Here is a 21919-nt window from a genome sequence, read left to right as displayed (position 1 = left end):
AATTCAACGCAATTGCACATAGAGCTCACCGGCCTTGTTGACCACTTGCACGGGCAGGATTCGCGGCAGCGTTTGCAGCAGCATCTGCGGTTTATCGCTGGGGAAACTGCCGGTCAGGCGCAAATGCGCGGCGTCGGCGCTGACCCGCACAGGGCGGGCTGCGTAAGCGTTGTACTCAGCGAGCACTTCGGACAGCGGCGCATCGGTGTATGACCACCAGCCTTTGCGCCAGTTTTCAACATCAGGCCCGGCCTGGCGGTGCGGATTGAGCGCGATCACCTCGCCTTGGGCATTGAGGCTGACGTGCTGCCCGGCGGTGAGGATTTTCGCTTCCCCCTTGAGTCCTTGCACATGCACCCGGCCGCGGGCCACCGCCACCTGAATACAGCCGCCACGGTCGCTGACACTGAACGCCGTACCCAGCACCTTGATCTTGCCCAGTCGGGTATTGATGACAAAACTGCGCAAGGTTTCGTGGGCCACGTCGAAATACACGTTGCCGTGCAGCAGCATTATCTGGCGTTGAGCGTGGCTGAACTCAACGCGCACGTTGGATTCAGCGGCCAGCAGCAGCTCGCTGCCATCGGGCAAGGTGACCGGACGCGACGGCTCGGCGTGTTCAGTCAGCAGCGACTGGGTGAAAGGTCTGGTTTCGCGCCACAACCAGCTCAACCAGCCCGATGCGCCGATTACCGCCAGCAGCCCGGTGCCCTGGCGCAGCAGGCGGCGACGGCTCAGGTTGACCGGCTGCGACTGCACCGTGCCGCGCAACTGTGGCGTCAACCGATGGATCATTTGCCAGCGCCGCTCGGCCTCAAGCCAGGCATGCTCGTGTTCACTGCTTTGGCTGCGCCAGCGCGCCAGTTGCTTGTGGGCCTGCTCCACCCGCAAAGGGTCATCGCTATTGAGCTTGGCCAGGTACGTCAGTGCCTGTTGCACCTTGCGCGCAGAGAGTGGCTCAGACATGGCGGCAAGCCAGGCTCAGTTCAGACAGATCAAACACGGCCCGGGCGATGTGCAATTCAACTGACTTGGCCGACAGCCCAAGCTCCTCGCACACCTGGCGATGGCTACAGCCCTCCAGCCGCACCCGCACAAACACCTCACGGCGCAGACGCGGCATGCGCTCGATGCGTTCGATCAAATGCTGCAATTGCTCGCGGGCAATGACGATTTCTTCAACGGTGGGGCTCAGCACATCGAGCCGGCTCATCCAGTCATCCAGCGCTGCAATCTCGCTGCTGTGGCGGCGATATTGATCGATGCACAGATTGCGCGCCGCCTTGAACAACAGCGCCCGAGGATTGGCCACCGGGCTGTTCAACGCATGGGCATAGGCCTGGGCGAAACTGGACTGGGCAATATCCGCCGCATCGTCAGGGTTGCGCAAACGCCCGCACAAATAGCGGCGCAGCTCGGTGTAGCTGGCCAACAGATCGTCGACCACTGCGTTCAAAGAGGATGTGCAAGACGGGGTAAGGAATGACATGCAGAGCCGCTGGAGAGAGATGCTAATAGGAATTCGTATCATTCTCACATATGTGTAACTCTTTGTGCCAGCGTGTAATCGTGCCCCCAAGCCCGGTGGGAGCGGGCTTGCTCGCGATACGTACAACCCGGTGCGCCTGTTGACGCCGTGTCGAACCCATCGCGGGCAAGCCCGGCTCCCACAAAAGCTCTATTTCGAGAACACCACCGGCACTGTAAACCGCAGCTTGCTGCCTTCTGGCGGTCGCGGTACCGGTGAGGCGCGGTTGATCATGTCGAGGGTGGCGTTGTCCAGCTCGCTGAAGCCTGCTGAACGCACCACCGTGGCGCTTAGAACCTTGCCATTGCTGTCGATCTCAAACCGCAAGTAGGCCACGCCCCGGTCACCCCGATCGCGGGCGTTTTGCGGGTAACGTTTGAAGCGCTCCAGGTGCGCCAGCAACTGCGCTTCCCATTGCACTTTCAAGGCCGGATCAGCAGCGCCGCGCGAGGACTCTGCTGCCGCAGTAGTTGCCGCCTTTTGCGCGTCGAGTTTAGGCGGGGCGGTGGTGGTCGACGACGCCGGTTGTTCTTCCTGTTTTTTCGGCGGTGCCTGAATCTCCGCTCCCTGTTGCGGTGCGCTTTGATACGTCCCGTGGGCGGTGTCCTTGAAGGGCGATTTGGCCTGTTTGGCCGGTGACGGTTGCGGGGTGGGCGTGACTTTTTTTACCACCTCTTTGGGCGGTTTGGCCGATGGCGTGCTGATCTGTTTTTGCACCTGCTTGTCAGGCGCCACTTGCAGGTCTTGTTCGACCACTTGTGCCACGGGCACGGCGGCCAGCTCGATCATCATCGCCGCCGGTGCTGCCTCGGCCGAGGGGATCGGTGAAGTGTGCAACAGCCAGACGGTGATGCCCGTGTACACGCTCAGGGTGATCAGCGTGGCCACGCTCCAGAGCGCCTTGCGGGATTGGTTCAGGTAGGTCATGAGCTCATCAATAGTAATCAACGTAAAACGGGACGCCCGTGGGCATCCCGTGTTTTAACCGCAATCAGGTCAGAACTTGACCGTCAGACCTGTGCGCAGCGTGCGCCCCGGTGCAGGCATAAAGCTTTGTGCCAGCGGGTCGAGGTAGTACACGTTGGTCAGGTTTTGCACGCCGAAGTCGATCTGCGTGCCCTTGTAGATTTCGTAGCTGGCAAACAGGTCGAAAATCGCCGATTTGCGGTAGTAGATCTGGTTGGTGGTAATGCCATCGTTCCACGGTTTGTTCAGCTTGGCGGTTGGTGCGCTGTTGTAGACCATGCGCCCACCGAGGACCAGATGGTTGTCAAACCAGCGTGTTCCGACCGTGGTGTTGACCGAGTACTTGGGCGGGTTTTGGGTGTTGGTGTAAGAACCCGGGAAACCGCCGTCCACGCAGTTAGGCGTCGGGGTGCCGTCGTCGCGCAGTTTTTGCGCCAGGTCCGGCGCACAGGTTTTGGCGTTCAGGTAGTAGGTGGCGGACACGTCAGTGAACACGCGCCCCATGTCGTAGCTGGTCTGCAGCTCGACGCCCTTGACCCTGAAGCTGTCAACGTTTTGCAGGTTGCCGGCGAAGATGTCCTGATAGTCGCGGGTGATGTAGTTTTCGATCTTGTTGTCGAAGTACGCCAGCTTGGCAGCGGCGCTGTCGCCGTCCAGGAACACGTCGTTCTTCAGGGTACTGACGCCCACCTCCCAGTTTTTGCTGTGCTCAGGCTTCAGTTTTGCTCCGGGTACGGCCGCTGTGAACAAGCCCAAAGTGGACTCGAACAGGCTCGGCATGCGCACGCCTTCGCTGTAGTTGAGGTACACGAAGCTGCTGTCGTTGATGTCGTACTTCACGCCGAATGAAGGCGTGAAGGCATGGTCGCGACGTTCGATCGGCTTGGCATAGCTGTAGCTGGTGGCGAACTTCTTCATCTCGGTGTCATTGGCTTCGAAGTTATCGTAGCCGGTGTCACCCACCGTGCCTTTTTCGTACGGCGTGGCGTTGAGCGAGTCCTTGGTGAAGTTGCCTTGCTGGTCCGGACGCCAGTACACATAACCGAAGCGGTCATTGCCTTTGTACAGCCATGTCCAGCGAACCGGGCGATTGGCAAAGGTTGCGGGGCTGGCCAACTGGTTGTGGTCTTTGCTGTGGAACTCGCTGTAGCGTCCGCCCACGGTAAAGGTCAACGGCTTGATCGGCGCCCATTGCAGCGAGCTCATCAGGCTGCCTTCCTGGCGGTCGCCGCTGCGGATAAAGCGGTTTTGCTCGAGGTCAGATTGCAGCACGGGCGAGTTGTCGTCAGGGCGCAGTTTTTCATTCTGGTATGAGGCGCCGTAGTTCCAGGCGAATTTGCCGACCTGGGTGTCGAAGCGTGAGGTGTTGCTCACGTCCGTGCCCCAGCGCAAATCCTTGCTGCGGTTAAGCAGGGCGTCCTGATAGCCGTCTTCGCTCAGTTGATCCGGCTCGCCTTCATAGCCAAACAGCGGGGTCACGGTACTCAAGCCGTTGTAGGCCTTGCTCTGAGCTTTGGTCACCCAGGCGTTGGCGCTCAAGTCGATCAGCGGGTTGTCTTCAGGCTTGAAGGTGTAGCGTGCGGTGTAGGCGTTGATCCGCATGGTGCCGGGCTGCCACTGCGGCACGGTGCCGGTGGTGTTGCGGATGATGCGCGAGGGCATCACTTCGCCGTATTCGCCATCGGTCCAACGATAGGCCAGCTCAAGGGCCTGATCCGGTGACGGCTTGATGATGGTCTTGAGCAATACCGCTTTGGAGTCGGTGGAGGTGTTGAGCACTTCGTTGCCGGCCTTGAACACTTTGGCCGGGCCGTTGGCCTCTTCGGTTCTATAGACGTACTGCTTGGTCGCCGGGTCCCAGCGACGCACTTGTTTGAACACCTGGTAATCCTTGAAGCCCTTTTTACCGGCGTAGTAGTTGCCGCTTTCACGCTGGGTATAGGCCGCGACAAAATCGATGGTGTCACTGGTGCTGGCAAACGCCGCGCTGCCCGAATGCGCCTGCGGGTCGAAAATGCTGTTGCTGCCTTTGCGCGGGGTGGCGTTGTACTCGTGGGGGCGGTCGACGCTGTTGCTGGAGATATCGCCCTTGAGACGGAAACCGGTGGTTTCGCCGTCCTTGAGAATGTCTTTAGGTTGCAGGGTTTTCATCTTCACCATCCCACCGATGGCGCCCGCTGCGTCCGCGCCCAGGCTAGGGCCTTTGTCGACGGTGATATCGCTGATCAGGTCGGGGTCGATGTAGCTGCGTTGCTGCATGCCGCCGTAACCGCGATAGGCGTCAATCGCTTGCTGGCTGCCGTCGATGGTCACCGGTACGCGGCTCTGGCCCTGAATGCCACGGATGTTCACGTCCAGCGCGCCGCCGTTGCGGGTGTCACCGGTTTGCACGCCAGGCACGCCCTTGAGAATGTCGGCCGGGGAGGAGCCGCGAAAGCGGTTGATGGTCTCGCCGGAGATGTACACGCTTGAGCCTGCCTGGGTGTAAACCTGTGCGGCCGGGCCGGTCAAGCGGCTGCTTTGGCCACCTTTGATGGTCACGGCGCCGAGCAGTTCAGATTCGTCCAGATCACCGTCCAGGCCGGTGCTGGCCTCGCTACGCGGGCTGAGGATCAGGCTGCGCTGGCCGTCGATTTTCCAGCTGACCGGCGCATCGCCGAGCAACTGGCGCAAGGCCTGTTCGTTGCTGAAATTGCCGCGCACAGCAGGGGCTTGCAGACCATCTACGAGCCCGGCCGCCAGACCCAGTTGCAGATTGGCCTGACGCGCAAAAGCGCTGAGGGCGTTGGTCAGCGGCTGAGCCGGGATATCGAAGAAACGGGTAGCCTGATCACTCGGCTGCGCGCTGGGTTCTGCCGCTACCGCCGACTGCGGCTGGAAAATCGCGCTGTTGATTGCCACACACAGTACGGCCAGCGCCACCGGTACTTTGGAGTGCGCAACGTGTGATCGGTTACCCATGCTTCATCGCCTTTCGTTTTGGTATTACGAGTCATTCGCAATACAAGGAGCTACAAAGACGAACACCTTCAGGATTTTTTTCAGTGATAACGAAAATATTTTTCATTTAGCTTTTTTGGCAGTGCCAATGACCGTCAGCAGAGGCGAGTACTGACGCACTTCACCGCCAATCGGCGCGACCAGGGCTTGCAGTGCGCGCCGGGTATCGCGCATGTCGTAAAGGCCGGTCACGCGTTTGTTGGCCAGGGCCGGATCATTAATCACGATCCAGCCGCGCTGGTAGCGGTCGAGTTGTTCCACCACCTGAGCAACGCGGGCGTTTTCAAAAAACTGCGCACCTTTGATCCAGCCCGCGACTTCATCGGGCATGACCAGAGATTGCGTGGCGTTGCCGGTGTTGCGGTCGATCCACAAACGCTGGCCAGCGCCCAGCCGGTACTGTTTGTTGACGCCGACAGTGCCGTCGCGCACCTCGACACTCAGGCCAGCTTGGCGCTGTGCCACGTCGAAGGCGGTGCCCAAGACCCTGATCACGGCTTCTTCGCTGCGCACTTCAAACGGTTTGCTGGCGTCATGCACCACGTCGAAAAACACTTCGCCCTGCACCAGCGTGACCTGGCGCTGGTGATCGTCGAAGCTCACGTTGATTGCGCTTTGCGGCGCCAGGGTCAGGCGGCTGCCGTCACTCAGGGTGACCTCACGGGTCTGCGCGGTCCCGGTGCTGTAATCCGCCCGCCAGTTCGGGCTCAGCACCAGCGCTGCGCACACCGCCAAGGCACTGATGCAGGCGGCGGCCAACAGCGGCAGGCGTGGGCGCGGTTTAAGCGTTGTGACGTTCGAAGGCGCCTGTGGCCATTGTTGCCCGGTGCTTGGGGAGTGCGAGCCGAGGGCTTCCCACGCACGATTGACCTGCGACCAGGCTTCAAAGTGCTCCTCGTGGCTGTGCAACCAGTGATCGAACTCTTCGAAACGCTCGGGTTGCTGTTGCAGGTCCAGCAGCCACTGGCCGGCGTCTTCCAGGCTTTGCGCCGAGACAGTCCGGGGCAGGGGGGCGTTATGCATACGGGCGTTCCTTACTGTGCGCGCTGTGGCCAGAGTCGTGGGTGGCGACGCTTGAGGCCAGGTGAACGATGGCATCCTTGACCAGGCGATGAGCGCTGGAAAGCGAGATTTTGAGATGATCGGCGGTTTGCTGCAATGTGAAACCACCCAGGCGATGCATCTCCACAGCGATGCGCATTTGCTCGGGCAGGCTGGCCAGCGTAGCAGCAATACGGCTGGCGTCATCACTGTGCACCACCCGTTGCTCGGGCGACAACTCGTGACCGGGGCGCATCCATTGTGGCGGCGACTGCTGCTGACGTTTCTCTGCGGCCTGGCGGCGAACGGCGTCCAGGGCCAGATTACGGACGATGCGATACAGATACGCCACGGGTTGCTCGACGACCTCTTCAGTACTGGCGCAAAAGCGCAAAAAGGCATCCTGCACCACATCTTCAGCGCGCGCGTGATCACCCACTACCACCTTGGCGTAGTTGATCAAAGCGACGCGATGCTCGAGATAGAGTTGCAGCCTGGCGTTGGAGTCGTTCACGGGTGAACTCAAAAGTGATGAGCCTGAAAGCGCGGCGACGTTAATTTAATTGAGAGTAATTATCAATACCGTTGTTTGTGTGGGAATACCCGGCCTGTCACATTCCGACCGCTCCGACTTCGAGTCCGCGCTATCGCGCAGCAAACAGGCCACCAAATATCTTCAGCATCCCCAACCGGTTCCCTCTCCTTCGGGAGTGGCTAGGGTGAGGGGGGCTCTTGATGTGAGTGCATATCCATTGCTGCGACGACGGACTTTTAGATCAAAAGATCGCGAGACAAGCTCGCTCCTACCGGTTTGTGGAGTATTTCAACGTCTTGAGCAAACCTGACCCGGTCACTGTAGGAGCGAGCTTGTCTCGCGATCTTGTGATCTGGCTTGTGATCTGGCTTTTGATCTTGATCTACCCGCCCCTTCGGGAGGCCGTACGCCGGGGCAAGGCCTTTTTGGGTACTTTTGTGGCTGTTTGACAAAAGTGCCTCGCTGTAAGAGCGAAACCCGTAAAAAGCCGTTATGCATCGAATGGATATGTACACAAGAAAGCATTACGGCTTCGCCGCAGTGGCTCACCCTCTTGATCGCAGCCTTCGGCAGCGACTACAGGCTAAGAAGATCAAAAGATCGCGAGCAAGCTCGCTCCTACAATGACCGGGTCAGGTTGGTTGTAAGCGCCAGCCCAAGACGTTGAGCAGGTCGCAGCCGTCGCGCAGCAAGATCATGGCGGTGGTGGCGAGTTGTTTGAGGTCGAGGGCGTCGGCGTCCTGGACGTCGCGGCTGGAGAAGGTTTCCATCAATTGGGTTACCGCCAGTACGCGGGCGGCGGCGTTAGCGTGCAAGACGTCGAGCGGGGCGTTGCGGTCGATGAGCAAGGCGGGGATGGTGCAGTCGATGGCAGTAAGCGGGATGTACGCTAAATTAGTCATGGATGAATCTCTTAAATTTCACGGATTAAGCCATCTGTTTTCGTCGCCAAACGAAAACAGGTGGCCGCTGTACGCGGGTTGGCGAACCGGTAAATTTAAGCAAAACCCGGCAGACCCGAAGATCTCCCACGCACAGCTGCCATAAAGCACAGCGAGCAAAATACACGCTTAGCCAAATACAACAACCGTACTGCAAAAATTATTACGCCAAGTCGCCAAACCCGGTCGCCCATTTGGGCGAGCGCTGACTATAGGCGCCGTACTGCAGCCTCAGCAATTGGCAAAGCTGTGCGAAACATCCCGCAATTTTGTGGGCGTACACGACCTCCGTAGACGGGGCGGCCTCTACTGCACTATGAATGAAATACGGGTCTGCACTGGCATTCAGGCAAGCCCGCCAGTTAAGGTGCTGCAATCCTTTCGCCTTCTACCAAGGATCTGTTGTGATGAATAAACCGCGTACTGTTGTCGGCCCGATCAAGGCCGTGATTTTTGATATGGACGGGTTGTTGCTGGATACCGAAGGCATTTACTCCGAAGTCACGCAGATCGTCGTCGAACGTTATGGTCGCACGTATGACTGGAGCATCAAGCAGCACATCATCGGGCGCGGTGCCCAGGATCTGGCTGAGTACATTGTCAAAGCGCTGGATCTGCCGATTACCTGGCAAGAGTTCCTGAAGGCGCGCGAGCCGCTGATGGCCGGGTATTTTTCCAAGGCCCTCGCCATGCCGGGAGCTGAAGCGCTGGTGCGGCACTTGAAGGCGCACAACATTCCGATTGCCGTGGGCACCAGTTCAACCAGCAGCGGCTTTGGCCACAAAACCACGTTGCATCGCGACTGGTTTGCGCTGTTCGACACTATCGTGACGGCCGATGATCCTGAGGTGGGCGCAGCCAAACCCGCGCCCGACATCTTCTTGACCGCTGCCCGCCGCCTCGGCGTTGCGCCACAGGATTGCCTGGTGTTTGAAGACTCGCCGTTTGGCGTAACCGCCGCCAAGGCCGCCAGCATGACTGCCATTGCTGTACCCGATGCCGCCATGCCCGACAGCAAGTACCACCACGCGGACCTGATTATTCGCCAGTTGCCAGAGTTTAATCTGGCCGCCTACGGTCTGCCGCCGCTGCGCTGATAGGCGAGCTGAATCGACACGGCGGTTACATCAACGCCAGGATACGTTGGCCCAGCGCTTGAGCGCTGGCCAGCGAGTCGATATTGGCGAAACCCAGCAGCAACCCTGAAGGCTTGTCCGAGCCTTGATGCCATTCGCTCAAGGCTTCGGCAAACAGCCCGGCTTCGCGCATGCGCTGCACCATCAGGCTGTCCGCGCAGGACGCGTTGAGCCGCAAAATGAGGTGCATCCCGCCGGGGTTGGCATCAATTTCGATCCGCTCGCCGAGCACGCTTTTAAGTCCGTTCACCGCCATCGCCCGACGCTCGCTGTAGAGCTTGCGCATGCGCTGGATATGGCGCCCGAAATGCCCTTCAGCCATGAACGTCGCGACGATGGCCTGGTTCAATTCCGGGCAACCGCCCTGGAAGGTCTTGCAGCTTTCCTCAAAACGCTCAACCAGCGCAGCAGGCACGACCACGTAGGCCAGGCGCATGCCCGGGAACAACACCTTGCTGAAGGTGCCGCTGTAGAGCACGCGACCTTCACGGTCCAGGCTCTTGAGGGCGGGGAGCGGGCGGCTGACGTAGCGGTATTCGCCGTCGTAATCGTCTTCGACGATCCAGGCGTTTTGCTGGCTCGCCCACTCCAGCAACGCCAACCGTCGTGGCAATGAAAGCGACACGCACAAAGGGCTTTGATGCGCAGGGGTAACCACGGCGGCGCGGGCGTTATGGCCGATTTCAAGGGCCGTTGAAACTTGCAGGCCGTCTTGATCAACGGGCACCGCAACCGGCGTGATATGCAGGCTTTGCAGCAGGCGCCGGGTCGGCGGATAACCAGGGTCTTCGACCAACACGCGGTCGGCGGGTTTGAGCAGGGTGTGGGTGATCAGCGACAGCGTCTCCCGATAACCTGCGGTGACAAAAACTTGAGCCGGTGAGCAGGCGATGCCGCGCGCCACCTGCAAGTACGTGGCAATTGCTGAGCGCAGCGCCTGCAAGCCATAGACCGAGGGGTTGGCCATGTCTTGGGGCTGTGTGCCGCGCACGCAACGGGCGCCGATTTGCGCCCATATTTTTCTGGGGAAGGCATCCAGTGCCGGCACGCCCATTTGAAACGGCAGCACAGCCGACTGTTGGCGGATTGTCTGATGGGGCGCTGCCTGTGTGATGGCGGAGGCGGGTGGTGAAGAGCTTGTGCCGCTAATGCCGTCAGCCACTCGCGTACCGGCCTGACCACAGGCCACCAGGTAGCCTTCAGAGGTGAGCAGGGAATAGGCGTTGTCGATGGTGCCACGGGCCAGCCCCAATTCTTTGGCCAATGCGCGGGCTGCGGGCACGCGGTCACCCGGCTTGAGCAGGCCGGTGTTGATGGCTTCGCGAAAGCGCCAATAGAGCTGACGGTAAATCGGCTCGCTGGAAGCGGGATCAAGCGCCGATAAACTGGGAACAGAGGTTTGCATGGGGAGGCCTGCACAAGTGAGCACGATCATGGTCCAGCCATGGAGCTGAATCATGGCCCTTTGTGGCAGGGCCAAGAAACCGCACTATGGCGCCACTCCACTTATCAATGCAAGGGCAGACCATGAGCACGCGTATCGACTACTCCAAAGCATCCCCTGAAGCCTTCAAAGCCTTCGGCGGTGTGCACGTTGCACTGCAAAATGGCGATCTCTCCAAAATGCTTATCGACCTGGTGTTCCTCCGGGTGTCGCAAATCAATGGCTGCGCTTACTGCATCGACTTGCACTCGCGTGACTTGCTCAAACTGGGCATGACTGTCGACAAGCTGTTGTTGGTGCCGGTGTGGCACGAAGCCCAATCGCTGTTTACCGCCCGCGAGCAAGCAGCACTGGCATGGGCCGAAAGCGTCACCCGGGTTGAGCAGACTGGTGTGCCTCAGGCTGACTATGACGCGGTAACCGCCGAGTTCAACGACAAAGAGCTGGCTGAACTGACCTATGCCATCAGCCTGATGAATGCTTACAACCGACTGGGCGTGGCGTTCCGTATGGTGCCGACGGCAGCCAAAGCTTGAGATGAAATTGGCGAGTACGCCCTTGGCGTACTCGCTATTGCTGCAGTTTGCGTTTACGAAATTCAGCCACTTTATGGCGGTTGCCACACAGCGCCATGCTGCACCAACGGCGTTTGTGAGCCTTGGTGCGGTCATAAAACCACAGCACGCAGTCCGGGTGTTCGCAGGTGCGAATCAACTCGGCATCGGCATTCACCAGCAAGTCAGCGGCGGCTTCAGCGATCGGCGCTAGAAACTGTTCCGCCGTTTGCTGTTTGTGCAGGCGTTGCAGGCTGAGTTCGCCCGCTTCGTTCCAGGCCAGTTGCGGGTAACTCACCGCCTTGCGCAAAAAGGTGTTCAGCGCAGCGGGATCCCCTTGCTGCCCCGTCTTACGTTGCTCCAGCAGATCACGGATCACTTCTCGCAGATGCCGTGCGGCTGTCAGCAGGGCGCCTTCCTCAAACTCGGGTATTTCCCCCGGCGCAAACCATTCAAGACGCACGAGCCAGCGTTTGACGTCGGCATCGCTTTGCCAAAAGTCGACCGGTACAGCCTCGACATTGGCTCGGGTGTTGAGCATGTCCAGCACGGGATGGTCAGCCAGTACATACGGCTCTAGCGGTGGAGTGGCGGGGGTGGCGCTCATGGTCGGTCCTCGAAAAAGCTGGGCTATCGTAACCGTTAATGAGTGATCTGGGTAGTTACCTAATTAGATGGTGTAACCATAATAATTAATTTGACAGGTTACTGATTTGGGCGCAGCTTTTTAAAAGCTAACTCGAATATTTGATTTTAATGGTTACTTTAGGAGCGTCTGTATGCCCAATTCAAACCCCGTGGTGCGTTATAAACACATTGAGGCCGATGGTGTTCGTGTGTTCTATCGCGAGGCCGGTGATCCGTCGGCACCGGTGATGTTGTTGCTGCATGGTTTTCCCAGCTCATCACATATGTTCCGCGACCTGATCCCGTTGCTGGCGGCTCACTACCGGGTTATTGCGCCGGATTTGCCGGGCTTCGGTTTTACTGAAGTGCCTGAGGCGCGGGGCTACAGCTACAGCTTCGATAACCTGGCAATTACCATGGGGCATTTCGTCGATGCGTTGAAACTCACGCGGTATGCACTGTATGTATTTGATTACGGCGCGCCGGTGGGGTTTCGTCTGGCCGTGGCACAGCCGCAGCGGGTCAGTGCGCTGGTCTCGCAAAACGGCAATGCGTACCTCGAAGGACTGGGCGATGCCTGGGCGCCGATTCGTGCGTATTGGGCCGAGCCGACTGCGGCTAATCGTGAGGTTATCCGCAACGCGGTACTGAGCCTGGAAGGCACGCGTTATCAGTATCTACATGGCGTTGAAAAGCCAGAACGGGTGGCCCCGGAGTCATGGATGCTGGACCTGCTGCTGATGCTGCGGCCGGGCAATGACGACATCCAGCTGGACCTGTTTCTCGACTACCGCAACAACTTGACCCTGTACCCGCAGTTTCAGGCGTTTTTCAAGGCTGCCCAGGTGCCGACGCTGGTGATTTGGGGCAAGCACGATCCGTTTTTCATCCCGCCGGGGGCTCACGCCTATAAAACCGATAATCCCAACGCGGTGGTGGAATTGCTGGACACCGGCCACTTTGCTCTGGAAACCCACGCCGAGCACATCGCCCAGCGGATTTTGGCGTTGCTGCCACGGGGTTGAACCTTGAAGCCCGGCAGGCTTGCCAGCAAGGGCCAGCCTGCCGGGTGGTTTTAGAACTTCCAGCTCACGGACGCCGTGACATTACGCGGGTCGCCAAAATTGCTTTGGGCGTAACGCACGCTGTCCAGGTACTTCTGGTTGGTCAGGTTGTCGAGGTTCAGTTGGGTGCTCCAGTGCGGGTCGATCTGGTAGCTGGCCATCAGGCCCACCAGCGCGTAGGCATCCTGGCTGGCGGCCGGGGTGGTGTCGTTCTCGACCTTGCTTTGCCATTTCAGGCTGCCACCGACCTTGACCTTGGGCGCCATCGGCAACTGGTAGGTCATGGAGGAGGTCAGCGCATTGCGCGGGATAAATTTGTTGCCGCGCTGATCATCAGCGTTGGTGATGTACACATAGGTGTAGCCGCCGCTGACTTGCAGGCCGGGGGCCAGTTCGCCCGACGCCTCCAGTTCAATCCCGCTGCTCTTGTACGACTCGCCATCGTACACATAACCGCCCAGTGCGGGGTTGTAACCGGCATACGTCGCCACGTTGTCTTGTTGGGTGTGGAACACCGCCGCCGTGACATTCAGTTTATTGTCGAGCAAAAGACCTTTGATCCCTGCCTCATAACTCTTGCCTTCCAGCGGGTCGATAACCTTGCCCTGGGTGTTCAGGTTGTATTGCGGGTTAAAGATTTTGGTATAGCTGGCGTACACCGAGTATTGCTCACTCAGGTCGTAGATCACCCCGGCGTAAGGCGTTACCTTGCCATGAATGCTCACATCGCGGGCGGTGTCGTAGTTTTCGCCATCGCTGTCAGCGCTGAGCATGCGTGCGCCGGTGATCAGGTGCAGGTCATCGGTGAGGTTAAACCGCGCCCCGGCATAGAGGCTCTTTTGCCGATCGGTGTAGTTGGAGGTCGCGGCGTCTGTGGCAATGTTGTACGTCGGCTTGGGGATATCGCCGTTCAGGGCGTCTTGCAGCGACACCGAGGTGTAGTACGACGAGGTGCCGTACAACGAGGTTTCCTGGGTGTGCGAGCGCGCGATGTTGGCGCCGAAGGTCAACTGATGCTCACGCCCGCCAAGGCTGAAAGGGCCGCTGAAAGACAGATCGCCATCCAGCTCGCGGGTATCGTCCTTGTACTTGGAAGCCAAGCCGGTATAGCCGGTGGCAGACGCGCTGTTGCTGTAGACGTAGAACATGTTGGTGTCTTCACGGTGTTCCATCGCCGTCAAAGTCAGCGTCGACTTCCAGTCATTCTCGAAGCGGTGTTCCCACTCGGCAAACGCGCGGGTGGTGTGCACGTCCCAATACACCCACGGTTGGGAAATATTCGAACGGGTGCTGTGATAGTGGATCGGGTTGCCGTTGGCATCGGCCAGCGGCAGTGCACCCCAACTGGCGCCATTGGAGTTGGACTTCTGGTCTTCGATGCCGACAGTCAGGGTGTCGCTGTCGGTCAGGTCAAAAGCCAGCAGGCCACTGAGAATGTTCTTTTCCCGGGAGTAGCGGTCGAGGTAGGAGTTGCCCGTGTCATTGGCGTAAATAAAACGGCCGCGCACATTGCCTGAGTCAGTCAATGGCCCGGAAACGTCCAGGTCAACCCGGCGCTTGTCCCACGAGCCGGCACTGACGCTGACGGTGGCCTGGGTGTCAGCCGTCGGCCGTTTGCGCACAAAGTTGACCGTGGCCGACGGGTTGCCGGTGCCGCTCATCAACCCGTTGGCGCCGTGCAGAATGTCCACTTGCTCGTAGGGTGCCATGTCGATGTCGCCCACCAGCAGCCCGTTGTTCAACGGCATGCCCATGCCGTCGTACTGGAAGTTGGTGATGTCAAAACCGCGCGCGGTGAAGTAGGTACGGTCGGTTTCGACCTTTTGCACATTCACCCCCGGCGTGCTGTCCAGCACATCGCGAATGCTGTTGAGCTTGAAGTCATCCAGTTGCTCACGCTTGATGCTGGTAACGCCTTGCGGGGTTTCTTGCGCGGTCAGGTTCAGGCGGGTCGTGGTGGCGCTGGGTTTGCCCTGATAGCCCTGTGGCGAGTCCTCTTCGGTGTCAGCAGCATTGACCGTGGTGGCGGGCAGGTCGACAGCGCCTTGAGCGGCGAAAGCGTGATTGAACATACCTAAAGCAACCAACGTCAGTGCTGACGTTGGCAGGGTGAACAGTTTGTGCATGATCTGCGAATACTCCGGATGTGGAACTGCGTAGCCGAAATCGGTTACAAAGTTTTACATCTATACGGATGCAAATCATTTCTATTTACAAATCTTTACCATTTGTATTTAGCTGGCGCGGACTTTGGACGGCATGGCCGGCAATACCGCCTCTTGCAGGGTGCGTGCCGCCGGGTGTTCGAAGCGCATGCCGGGGATGACCTCGCGGTCTTCGACCAGCTTGCCATCAGCCAGCACCACCACCCGCTGGCAAAACCGCCGGACCAGGCTCAGATCATGGGTAATCAGTAAAAAACCGGTGCCGGATTCGCGCCGCACGTCAGCCAGCAGGTCGAGTATTTGCACCTGCAATACCCGGTCAAGGTTGGACAGGGCTTCGTCGAGGATGATCATCTGCGGGTCTATCGCCAGCGCCCGGGCGATACCGGCGCGTTGCAACTGGCCGCCGCTGAGTTGCGCTGGCAACTTGTCGTTGTCACTGGCCGACAGTTTGACCTGCAGCAACAGGCGCTCCACGCGGGCCTGGATGGCTTCGGCGTTCATGTCCGAAAGATGGCGCAGCGGCTCGGCAATGCTCCAGCCAATGCTGCGCTGGGGGTTGAAGGCGCTGATGGCGTCTTGAAAGACCATTTGCACCCGCCGCAGAAAGTGCTGCGGGTCCAGCCCCTGTATCGTCTGGCCCTCGAACAGGACAGTGCCTTGAACGGGTGTTTCCAGGCCCATCAGCAAGCGGGCGAGGGTACTTTTACCGCTGCCGCTTGCGCCCAGCAGGCCAAGGCTCTGGCCCGCGTGCAGGTCGAGGTTCAGGCCTTTGAGCACCTGCACGCGGTGGCGTTTGCTGAACATTCCGCCAGCGGTGTAACCGTGGTTCAGATCGCATACCTGAATAAGCGTCATGGCGTGCAGGTCTCCAGAGTCAATGCATGGTGCGCGGCCAGCAGCGTGCGCGCTTCTTCGCTTTGCGGGGTGTTGAACAGGGTGTGGACATCGGCCTGTTCGACGATGCGCCCATGGGCCATGACCGACACCTGATCGGCACAACGCGCAACCACGCCCATGTCGTGGGTAATCAGCAGCACTCCGAGGTTTCGCTCTGCGACCAAGCGCTCCAGCAAGTCGAGAAAGCGTGCCTGGGCGATAACATCCAGATCACTGGTGGGTTCGTCGGCCAACAAAAAGTGGCTGTCTGCGAGCAGCGCCAGGGCAATCATGAAGCGTTGCAACATGCCGCCGCTGAGCTGAAAAGCAAAAGAATCGAGCACCCTCGGCCCATCGTTGAGGCCGACTTCGTTAAGGGTGTCGATAATTAATTGATCGGCGTGCACCCCGCGCAATCCTCGGCTGCGCAGGGTCTCCTGGGCATGCTGACGCAATGAGCGCACCGGGTTGAAAGCGCTGCGCGGGTTTTGTAGCACCAGCGCGGCCTCGCGCCCGCGCAACTGCGCCGGTTGCACCACGTGGCCGTCCAGACGCAACGTACCGCCCTGGCTGTGCACGCCGGGAGGCAACAGGTCGAGAATGCCCAGGCAGCTCAGGGACTTGCCCGAGCCGCTGGCGCCCACCAGTGCGTGTACCTCGCCAGCCTTGAGCGTGAGGTCGAGTTGGTCCACCAATGTGCGTTGCTGATGTTTGAGGCACAGGCCTTGAATGCTCAGGGTCCGGGTCATTCCTTGATCTCCGCCAGTACGCTGGGGTCGAGCCGGTCGCGCAAGGCGTCACCGAGCAGGTTGAAGGCCATCACCGAGATAAAAATCATCAGCCCCGGCCACAGCAGCAGTTGCGGGTGGGTCCAGATAAACTCCTTGGAGTCGTTGATCATCACACCCCACTCGGGCGTCGGCGGGCTGACCCCGAGGCCGAGGAAGGACAGCCCTGAAACGTGCAGCATCATGTGGCCGATGTCCATCGACGCCAGCACCAGCAACTGCCCGACCACGTTGGGCATCACATGCTGGCGCAGGCGGGTCAGGCGTGAAGCCCCGGACAGCCGGGAAGCCAGCACGTAGTCGCGGTTGCGCTGGGCCAGCACCATGCCGCGCACCATGCGCGCATACCAGGCCCAGTGCGACAGGGCGATGGCGATAATCACGTTGGTCAGCCCGGTACCCAGCAGGGCAATCAGAAAGAACGCCAGCACCAGGGTCGGAAAGGTCAGGAACATGTCGCACAGGCGCATCAAAAACATATCGACCTTGCCGCCAACAATCCCGGCGATGCCGCCAATGGTTACGCCCAAGATCAGCACCAGCCCCAACACCAGCACCACGCTGCCCAGCGACCATTGCGTGCCGACGATCAACCGCGAGAGTACATCACGGCCCAAATGGTCGGTGCCCAGCCAATGGCTGGTACTGGCGGGTAGCAAACGGTCGTCGAGGTTGACCAGGGTGGCGTCATAGGGCGCGATCCATGCCCCGAATAAAGCGAATATCAGCAGCAGCGCAACCAGTACATAACCGACACGCAGGCCGCCTTTTTTACCTGCCAACACAGCGTTCACGCTACTCATGCCATCACCCCCGACAGACGCGTGCGCGGGTCGAGCCAGGCGTAGCAGATATCGACCACCAGATTGCACAGCACCAGCAGCGTGGTGAGCAGCAAGGTGAAGCATTGCATCACCGGGAAGTCGCGATTAAGCACCGCGCTCACCGCAAAACGGCCGATACCGGGCCAGGCGAATATGGTTTCGATCACCAATGCGCCGCCCAACAACTCGCCAACGTGCATGCCGGTGGCGGTGACCAATGGCATCCAGGCGTTGCGCAGAATATGGTCGCGCCAAACCCGACGCTCGTTCAGGCCGCGAGCTCGGGCATAAAACACATGCCGTTGCTGGCGCACATCGAGCAGGCTGGCGCGTAGCAGGCGGGCATTGATCGACATCGACATCAGGGCAATCGCCAGCACCGGCATAACCAAGTGTTGCGGGCCGCCACGGCCCATGGGCGGCAGCCAGCCGAGCCACAGCGAGAGCAGGGCGATGAGCAAAAAAGCCAGCCAGAAGTTCGGCATCGACACCCCGATAAAGGTGATAAAACGCACCACTTGATCCGGCCAGCGGCCTTTCCAGCGGGCCGCTGCCAGGCCCAGCGGAATACTCATCAGCAAGGTCACGAGCAACGCCAGGCCACCCAGTTGCAAGGTAGCGGGCAGGTAATACAGCACGTCATCCAGCACCGGGCGCCCGGTGATATACGACGTGCCGAAATCCAGGTGCACAGCGTTCCATAGCCAGCTGACGTACTGCTCAACCAAAGGCCGGTCGAGGCCCAAAGCATGTCGCGCCTCGGCCAGCGCGGCGTCGGTGGGCGGGATCTGTGACAGGCGCAGGTAATCCAGCGCCGGGTCGCCATTGCCCAGGTGCAGCAGGACAAAGACGATCAACGACACCCCCAGCAACACCGGAACCAGCAGCAAGAGCCGCAAAACGATATAACGCAGCATGGCTCAGGGTTTCCCGGTGGCAGGGCGCATGGCTTCAAACGGCACGTCAAACAGCGTGCTGCCGAATTGCACGTTATCGACCCCTTTGGCGCTAACACTGATGGCCGTGAGGTACGACACCGGCAGGTACACCGCCTGGTCATGCAGTGTGGTGAGGATCTCGCGGTAACCTTCGGCACGTTTGCCTTCGTCGGTTTGCCCCAGAACCTCGGCTATTTCGTGGTCAATCGCATCTTTCATCGGCAGCCCGCGCTGGGCCATGTAATCGGCATGCCCTGGGTAGCGCATGGAGCTTACAAACGAGTGCGGATCGTACGGCGCGCCCCAGGTATCAGCGAAGATCATGCCGAAGCGGCCCTCGCGTTGGCGCTGCACCAATGAGCCTTCTTCTTCGGCGCGTAACTTGACCTCGATGCCGACCTTGGCCAACTCACCCTGAATAATTTCAGCCAGGCTTTTTTGCAGCGCGCTGGTGCCCAGAAACACCAGTTCGGTGCTCAACGGCTGGCCGTCTTTTTCGCGGACGGTTTTACCGGCAGGTATTTTCCAGCCCGCAGCGTCCAGGACTTGCCGGGCGTGATCGGGGTCATAAGACAAGGCTTTAAGGCCGATGTTGGCGTAGGGCATGTTGCTGGAAAATAGCGCGTCGGCACGCGGCTCAAGGCCGTGCAGCACCTTGGCGATGATGGTGTCTTTGTCTACCGCCTGATTGATGGCCTGACGCACCACCAGCTCGTTGGTCGGCGCCTGCCCGGTGTTCATCGCCACCGTGCGGGTGGCCAGCGGCGCGGATATGGCGGTTTTGAAACCGGCGTCACGCAGCCGTACAAAGGTCCCGGGGGAGATCTCGCCTTCGGCACCCTGGATCAGGTCCAGTTCGCCGGTTTGCAAGGCAATGGCGCGACTGTCCGGGTCAGAAATCACTTTGACCAGTACCGCGCCATAAGCCGGTTTGGCCCCCCAGTAATGCTCGTTGCGCTCGAAACGGTCGTACTCGCCGCGCCGGGTTTGCGCCAATACCCACGGCCCGGTGCCGACCGGTGTGCCGGGTTTGGCGTCGGGCGCGGCAAAACGCAGCGGTCGTACTTGCGCCAGTTCCATCAGGGTCGGGTAATACGGGTGCTTGAGGTGCAACACCAGGGTGTGTTCGTCGGGGGCTTCAACACGGTCCAGGGTCGAGACCAGTTCCATCCACTGATGGCGTTTGGCATTGGCCAAAACCGCATCCAGGTTGGCCTTGGCTGCGGCCGCATTAAACGGGCTGCCATCGCTGAACTGCACATGGTCACGCAGGGTGAAGGTGTAGGTTTTGCCGTCAGGCGAGACGCTCCAGTGTGTGGCGAGCCAAGGTTCGAGCGTGCCCTCGGCGGTGTAGCGCACCAAGGGCTCATACACCATGGCCTGGGCGTACATCTGGTTTGGCGAGTAGCCCCTGGGGTCCAGCGGCCCGGCATTGGTGGGCCATGAATAGGTCAGGGTCGGGGCGGCAGTGGCGCTGTAGGCCGGTATTGTGCCGATGCTCAGGCAGGCGCCCATGATCCAGAGGGCAAGCTGTTTTTTCACACTTGACTGCTTCACACTGCGTCTCCCAATGATTAATGGCCAGTAGCCTATTCACGCGTTGGGTGTGAAGTTTATGTAAAAAGCTCATAACTGCGAGGCAAATTTTAATGCAAAGGGTCACAATTTCGCTGGACGATGCCTTGCTGACCGTCATTGACGAGCGGGTTGCGGCGCACGGCTATCAAGGTCGCTCCGAAGCCATCCGGGATTTGTTGCGTGCAGGCTTGCTGGAACAGGCGGCAGACGACCCCGAGGCACCCTGTGTGGCGACCTTGAGTTATGTCTACGACCACGCCACGCGGGAGCTGTCCAAGCGCCTGAACAACGCGTTTCATGAACACCACGACCTGACCCTGTCGACCCTGCATGTGCACCTCGACGAGGGCAAATGTATGGAGGTCTCGGTGCTCAAGGGCACGGTGGGGGAGGTTTCAGCACTGGCGCGTCAGGTCATGGCCGAGCGTGGCGTGCGCCATGGCAGCGCGCAGATCATTCCGCTGGAGGCGCTTGTCGCTGAACAGTGACCCGTGATCAGGCATTGGCGCACGTGGCGGTCCGTGTGCGCCACAACAGACGGCCGGCAGTGATTGACCAGTTGCACAGCGCGATCAGCAGAATGATCGACAGCAGGGTCGGGATGCCGTAACTGACGATGATGTGCCCGGCCAGCCATGGAAAACCAAACACCCCGATAAAATACGCCAGGCTGAATAGCACCAGTGATTGCGAAGTGTGCCCGGCGGGTGCTTCGTTGGCGGCCAGCCCGTTGATCACTGAATAGGTCAGCCCGTAACCCACCCCAAGCGTCACCGCGGCCAGCACATAGGTCGCGCTGGAAGTGACGCTGAACATAAACATCAGCACCGAGAGCACGATCATGGCGGTCAATGCACAGGCCATCCAGTACGGGTCACGTTTGACGATAAAGCCCGCGATGAACAGCCGACAGGAAATCGCGGCGCTCATGAAGCCCAGAAAGAACAGCGAATAATCCAGCTGATTGAGCGTCGCGTAAGAGGTTTGAAAACTCGACAGCCCGCCAAAAATCGCACCGCCTAAACCGACCATGACAATCGCGAACAGCGCTTTTGAACGCAGCACCGTTACGGCGGCACGTGGTGTGATTTTGCACACGCTGACCGGGCCGACAATTGCGCTTTGCTCCTTGATTTTCGGGCCGATCAGGACAAACGCCAGGCCGCCCAGCAAGCTGGCGACGGTGGCCGCGATAAACGCGGTTTCGACCGGGTAGCCCAGCGCTTCACTGGCCCGGCCGAGCAAAGGGCCGGTGCCGATGCCAGTCATCATGCTGCCCGACAGCAGGGCAAAATATTTAACCCGGCGCGCGGGTTCGATCATCATCGCCACGATGATCGGGCCCAAGGTGTAAAACACCCCCCAACCCAAGCCCAACAGCAACCCGAACAGCAGAGCCGCGACGCCGAACGTCTGCACATTGGCGAAGCCTAGGCACGCGGCGGCCAGCAGCACGGCGCCTGCTGCAATGGATTTGGGCGCGCCAAACAGATCGGTCAGGTGCCCGGAGAAAATCACCGCAGCAAACGTGCTGACCATGGCCGCCGAAATAATCGTGCCTGCATCGGACTCACTGCCACCGTGTGCGCTGAGCATCATGGCCAACAAAAACGTCGTGCCGTACGACACGGACAACAAGTAACTGCCCAGACAAAACAGGCCGAACACGCCGTTGGACGTGCGGGCGGCAGGTGCAGAAGATGACATGGGGGAGGGAGTCCTTGGGCGGCAATTGTTGTTGTGAAGTGCTTAATACCAGACTTGCCCGGCCACACAGGATCCAAACCTTCGGATCCTGAGGTCGGGATGTTCTAAACAATGGGCACAATTGACGCCTGTAATTACATGGACTCGCCCAAGCCGAGGCGTCTGTGCGCCACGGTGGCATTCTATTAGAAGCCAACGACAGCG

General features: G+C 59.7%; 20 protein-coding genes. 4 read left to right on the top strand and 16 right to left on the bottom strand.

Features of this window, described 5'->3' with window-relative positions; genetic code table 11:
- Positions 1-3 precede the first annotated feature (3 nt).
- From GHO25_RS12250 to GHO25_RS12220, 7 genes are all read right to left on the bottom strand, one after another.
- Complete coding sequence (locus GHO25_RS12250) at positions 4-966, bottom strand: FecR domain-containing protein (protein ID WP_153390877.1); 963 nt, start codon at positions 964-966, stop codon at positions 4-6.
- Positions 959-1489, bottom strand: a complete 531-nt coding sequence (locus GHO25_RS12245; protein ID WP_048387871.1) for an RNA polymerase sigma factor — start codon at positions 1487-1489, stop codon at positions 959-961. The genes GHO25_RS12250 and GHO25_RS12245 overlap by 8 nt, the downstream gene beginning before the upstream one ends.
- A 189-nt stretch (positions 1490-1678) precedes the next feature.
- Positions 1679-2455, bottom strand: a complete 777-nt coding sequence (locus GHO25_RS12240) for an energy transducer TonB (protein WP_153330549.1) — start codon at positions 2453-2455, stop codon at positions 1679-1681.
- Between the two features lie 69 nt (positions 2456-2524).
- Entirely contained in the window at positions 2525-5455 is a 2931-nt protein-coding gene (locus tag GHO25_RS12235) for a TonB-dependent receptor (protein WP_153390876.1), read from the bottom strand.
- Between the two features lie 102 nt (positions 5456-5557).
- Positions 5558-6517 carry a FecR family protein gene (locus tag GHO25_RS12230; RefSeq protein ID WP_153390875.1) on the bottom strand — a complete coding sequence of 320 codons (960 nt, stop codon included), beginning with the start codon at positions 6515-6517 and terminating at the stop codon, positions 5558-5560.
- Positions 6510-7049, bottom strand: a complete 540-nt coding sequence (locus tag GHO25_RS12225; protein WP_178110070.1) for a sigma-70 family RNA polymerase sigma factor — start codon at positions 7047-7049, stop codon at positions 6510-6512. The genes GHO25_RS12230 and GHO25_RS12225 overlap by 8 nt, the downstream gene beginning before the upstream one ends.
- Before the next feature lie 653 nt (positions 7050-7702).
- Positions 7703-7972: a short-chain dehydrogenase gene (locus GHO25_RS12220; protein ID WP_153390873.1), complete on the bottom strand. Its 270-nt coding sequence runs from the start codon at positions 7970-7972 to the stop codon at positions 7703-7705.
- A 446-nt stretch (positions 7973-8418) separates the two neighbouring features.
- Between GHO25_RS12220 and GHO25_RS12215 the strand changes: the two genes are divergently transcribed.
- Complete coding sequence (locus GHO25_RS12215) at positions 8419-9108, top strand: HAD-IA family hydrolase (RefSeq protein WP_153390872.1); 690 nt, start codon at positions 8419-8421, stop codon at positions 9106-9108.
- 25 nt (positions 9109-9133) lie between these two features.
- Here GHO25_RS12215 and GHO25_RS12210 read toward each other — a convergent pair whose 3' ends face one another.
- Positions 9134-10552: a PLP-dependent aminotransferase family protein gene (locus tag GHO25_RS12210; protein ID WP_153390871.1), complete on the bottom strand. Its 1419-nt coding sequence runs from the start codon at positions 10550-10552 to the stop codon at positions 9134-9136.
- Between the two features lie 122 nt (positions 10553-10674).
- Between GHO25_RS12210 and GHO25_RS12205 the strand changes: the two genes are divergently transcribed.
- Positions 10675-11127, top strand: coding sequence for a carboxymuconolactone decarboxylase family protein (locus GHO25_RS12205; RefSeq protein ID WP_048370398.1), 453 nt, complete (start codon positions 10675-10677; stop codon positions 11125-11127).
- Positions 11128-11161: 34 nt separating this feature from the next.
- On the opposite strand, the gene GHO25_RS12200 is transcribed toward GHO25_RS12205, so the two are convergent.
- Positions 11162-11752, bottom strand: coding sequence for an ABATE domain-containing protein (locus GHO25_RS12200; protein ID WP_048370188.1), 591 nt, complete (start codon positions 11750-11752; stop codon positions 11162-11164).
- Positions 11753-11924: 172 nt separating this feature from the next.
- On the opposite strand from GHO25_RS12200, the gene GHO25_RS12195 reads away from it, so the two are divergent.
- On the top strand, positions 11925-12797 hold the full coding sequence (locus GHO25_RS12195; protein ID WP_153328019.1) for an alpha/beta fold hydrolase: 873 nt from the start codon (positions 11925-11927) through the stop codon (positions 12795-12797).
- Positions 12798-12847: 50 nt separating this feature from the next.
- Here GHO25_RS12195 and GHO25_RS12190 read toward each other — a convergent pair whose 3' ends face one another.
- The 6 genes from GHO25_RS12190 to nikA form a co-directional block, all read right to left on the bottom strand.
- Positions 12848-14962 carry a TonB-dependent siderophore receptor gene (locus GHO25_RS12190; RefSeq protein ID WP_153390870.1) on the bottom strand — a complete coding sequence of 705 codons (2115 nt, stop codon included), beginning with the start codon at positions 14960-14962 and terminating at the stop codon, positions 12848-12850.
- A gap of 108 nt (positions 14963-15070) precedes the next feature.
- The gene (nikE, locus tag GHO25_RS12185; RefSeq protein WP_153390869.1) at positions 15071-15859 is read right to left on the bottom strand and encodes a nickel import ATP-binding protein NikE; all 789 of its coding nucleotides are present in this window, start codon (positions 15857-15859) and stop codon (positions 15071-15073) included.
- The gene (locus GHO25_RS12180) at positions 15856-16629 is read right to left on the bottom strand and encodes an ATP-binding cassette domain-containing protein (RefSeq protein WP_153390868.1); all 774 of its coding nucleotides are present in this window, start codon (positions 16627-16629) and stop codon (positions 15856-15858) included. Before GHO25_RS12180 ends, nikE begins: the two co-directional genes overlap by 4 nt.
- The gene (gene nikC / locus GHO25_RS12175) at positions 16626-17471 is read right to left on the bottom strand and encodes a nickel ABC transporter permease subunit NikC (RefSeq protein ID WP_048387899.1); all 846 of its coding nucleotides are present in this window, start codon (positions 17469-17471) and stop codon (positions 16626-16628) included. Before nikC ends, GHO25_RS12180 begins: the two co-directional genes overlap by 4 nt.
- Entirely contained in the window at positions 17468-18409 is a 942-nt protein-coding gene (gene nikB, locus GHO25_RS12170) for a nickel ABC transporter permease subunit NikB (protein ID WP_153390867.1), read from the bottom strand. The genes nikC and nikB overlap by 4 nt, the downstream gene beginning before the upstream one ends.
- Positions 18410-18412: 3 nt before the next feature.
- Positions 18413-19987, bottom strand: a complete 1575-nt coding sequence (gene nikA, locus GHO25_RS12165) for a nickel ABC transporter substrate-binding protein (RefSeq protein ID WP_178110069.1) — start codon at positions 19985-19987, stop codon at positions 18413-18415.
- Between the two features lie 92 nt (positions 19988-20079).
- On the opposite strand from nikA, the gene nikR reads away from it, so the two are divergent.
- A complete protein-coding gene (gene nikR / locus GHO25_RS12160) occupies positions 20080-20496 on the top strand; it encodes a nickel-responsive transcriptional regulator NikR (protein ID WP_153390866.1) in 417 nt (138 codons plus the stop codon).
- A gap of 7 nt (positions 20497-20503) precedes the next feature.
- On the opposite strand, the gene GHO25_RS12155 is transcribed toward nikR, so the two are convergent.
- A complete protein-coding gene (locus GHO25_RS12155; RefSeq protein WP_153390865.1) occupies positions 20504-21715 on the bottom strand; it encodes an MFS transporter in 1212 nt (403 codons plus the stop codon).
- Between the last annotated feature and the right edge of the window lie 204 nt (positions 21716-21919).

It is taken from the genome of Pseudomonas sp. FSL R10-1350 (genome assembly GCF_009600525.1).
GTDB lineage: Bacteria > Pseudomonadota > Gammaproteobacteria > Pseudomonadales > Pseudomonadaceae > Aquipseudomonas > Aquipseudomonas helleri.
Note: the sequence above shows the minus strand (reverse complement) of the source record. Positions and strands in the feature narration are given on the sequence as shown.

What these genes read in the sequence shown, in the direction of transcription:
- GHO25_RS12250 (WP_153390877.1), bottom strand. Translation starts at nt 966, where the DNA reads ATGTCTGAGCCACTCTCTGCGCGCAAGGTGCAACAGGCACTGACGTAC.
- GHO25_RS12245 (WP_048387871.1), bottom strand. Translation starts at nt 1,489, where the DNA reads ATGTCATTCCTTACCCCGTCTTGCACATCCTCTTTGAACGCAGTGGTC.
- GHO25_RS12240 (WP_153330549.1), bottom strand. Translation starts at nt 2,455, where the DNA reads ATGACCTACCTGAACCAATCCCGCAAGGCGCTCTGGAGCGTGGCCACG.
- GHO25_RS12235 (WP_153390876.1), bottom strand. Translation starts at nt 5,455, where the DNA reads ATGGGTAACCGATCACACGTTGCGCACTCCAAAGTACCGGTGGCGCTG.
- GHO25_RS12230 (WP_153390875.1), bottom strand. Translation starts at nt 6,517, where the DNA reads ATGCATAACGCCCCCCTGCCCCGGACTGTCTCGGCGCAAAGCCTGGAA.
- GHO25_RS12220 (WP_153390873.1), bottom strand. Translation starts at nt 7,972, where the DNA reads ATGACTAATTTAGCGTACATCCCGCTTACTGCCATCGACTGCACCATC.
- GHO25_RS12215 (WP_153390872.1), top strand. Translation starts at nt 8,419, where the DNA reads ATGAATAAACCGCGTACTGTTGTCGGCCCGATCAAGGCCGTGATTTTT.
- GHO25_RS12210 (WP_153390871.1), bottom strand. Translation starts at nt 10,552, where the DNA reads ATGCAAACCTCTGTTCCCAGTTTATCGGCGCTTGATCCCGCTTCCAGC.
- GHO25_RS12205 (WP_048370398.1), top strand. Translation starts at nt 10,675, where the DNA reads ATGAGCACGCGTATCGACTACTCCAAAGCATCCCCTGAAGCCTTCAAA.
- GHO25_RS12200 (WP_048370188.1), bottom strand. Translation starts at nt 11,752, where the DNA reads ATGAGCGCCACCCCCGCCACTCCACCGCTAGAGCCGTATGTACTGGCT.
- GHO25_RS12195 (WP_153328019.1), top strand. Translation starts at nt 11,925, where the DNA reads ATGCCCAATTCAAACCCCGTGGTGCGTTATAAACACATTGAGGCCGAT.
- GHO25_RS12190 (WP_153390870.1), bottom strand. Translation starts at nt 14,962, where the DNA reads ATGCACAAACTGTTCACCCTGCCAACGTCAGCACTGACGTTGGTTGCT.
- nikE (WP_153390869.1), bottom strand. Translation starts at nt 15,859, where the DNA reads ATGACGCTTATTCAGGTATGCGATCTGAACCACGGTTACACCGCTGGC.
- GHO25_RS12180 (WP_153390868.1), bottom strand. Translation starts at nt 16,629, where the DNA reads ATGACCCGGACCCTGAGCATTCAAGGCCTGTGCCTCAAACATCAGCAA.
- nikC (WP_048387899.1), bottom strand. Translation starts at nt 17,471, where the DNA reads ATGAGTAGCGTGAACGCTGTGTTGGCAGGTAAAAAAGGCGGCCTGCGT.
- nikB (WP_153390867.1), bottom strand. Translation starts at nt 18,409, where the DNA reads ATGCTGCGTTATATCGTTTTGCGGCTCTTGCTGCTGGTTCCGGTGTTG.
- nikR (WP_153390866.1), top strand. Translation starts at nt 20,080, where the DNA reads ATGCAAAGGGTCACAATTTCGCTGGACGATGCCTTGCTGACCGTCATT.
- GHO25_RS12155 (WP_153390865.1), bottom strand. Translation starts at nt 21,715, where the DNA reads ATGTCATCTTCTGCACCTGCCGCCCGCACGTCCAACGGCGTGTTCGGC.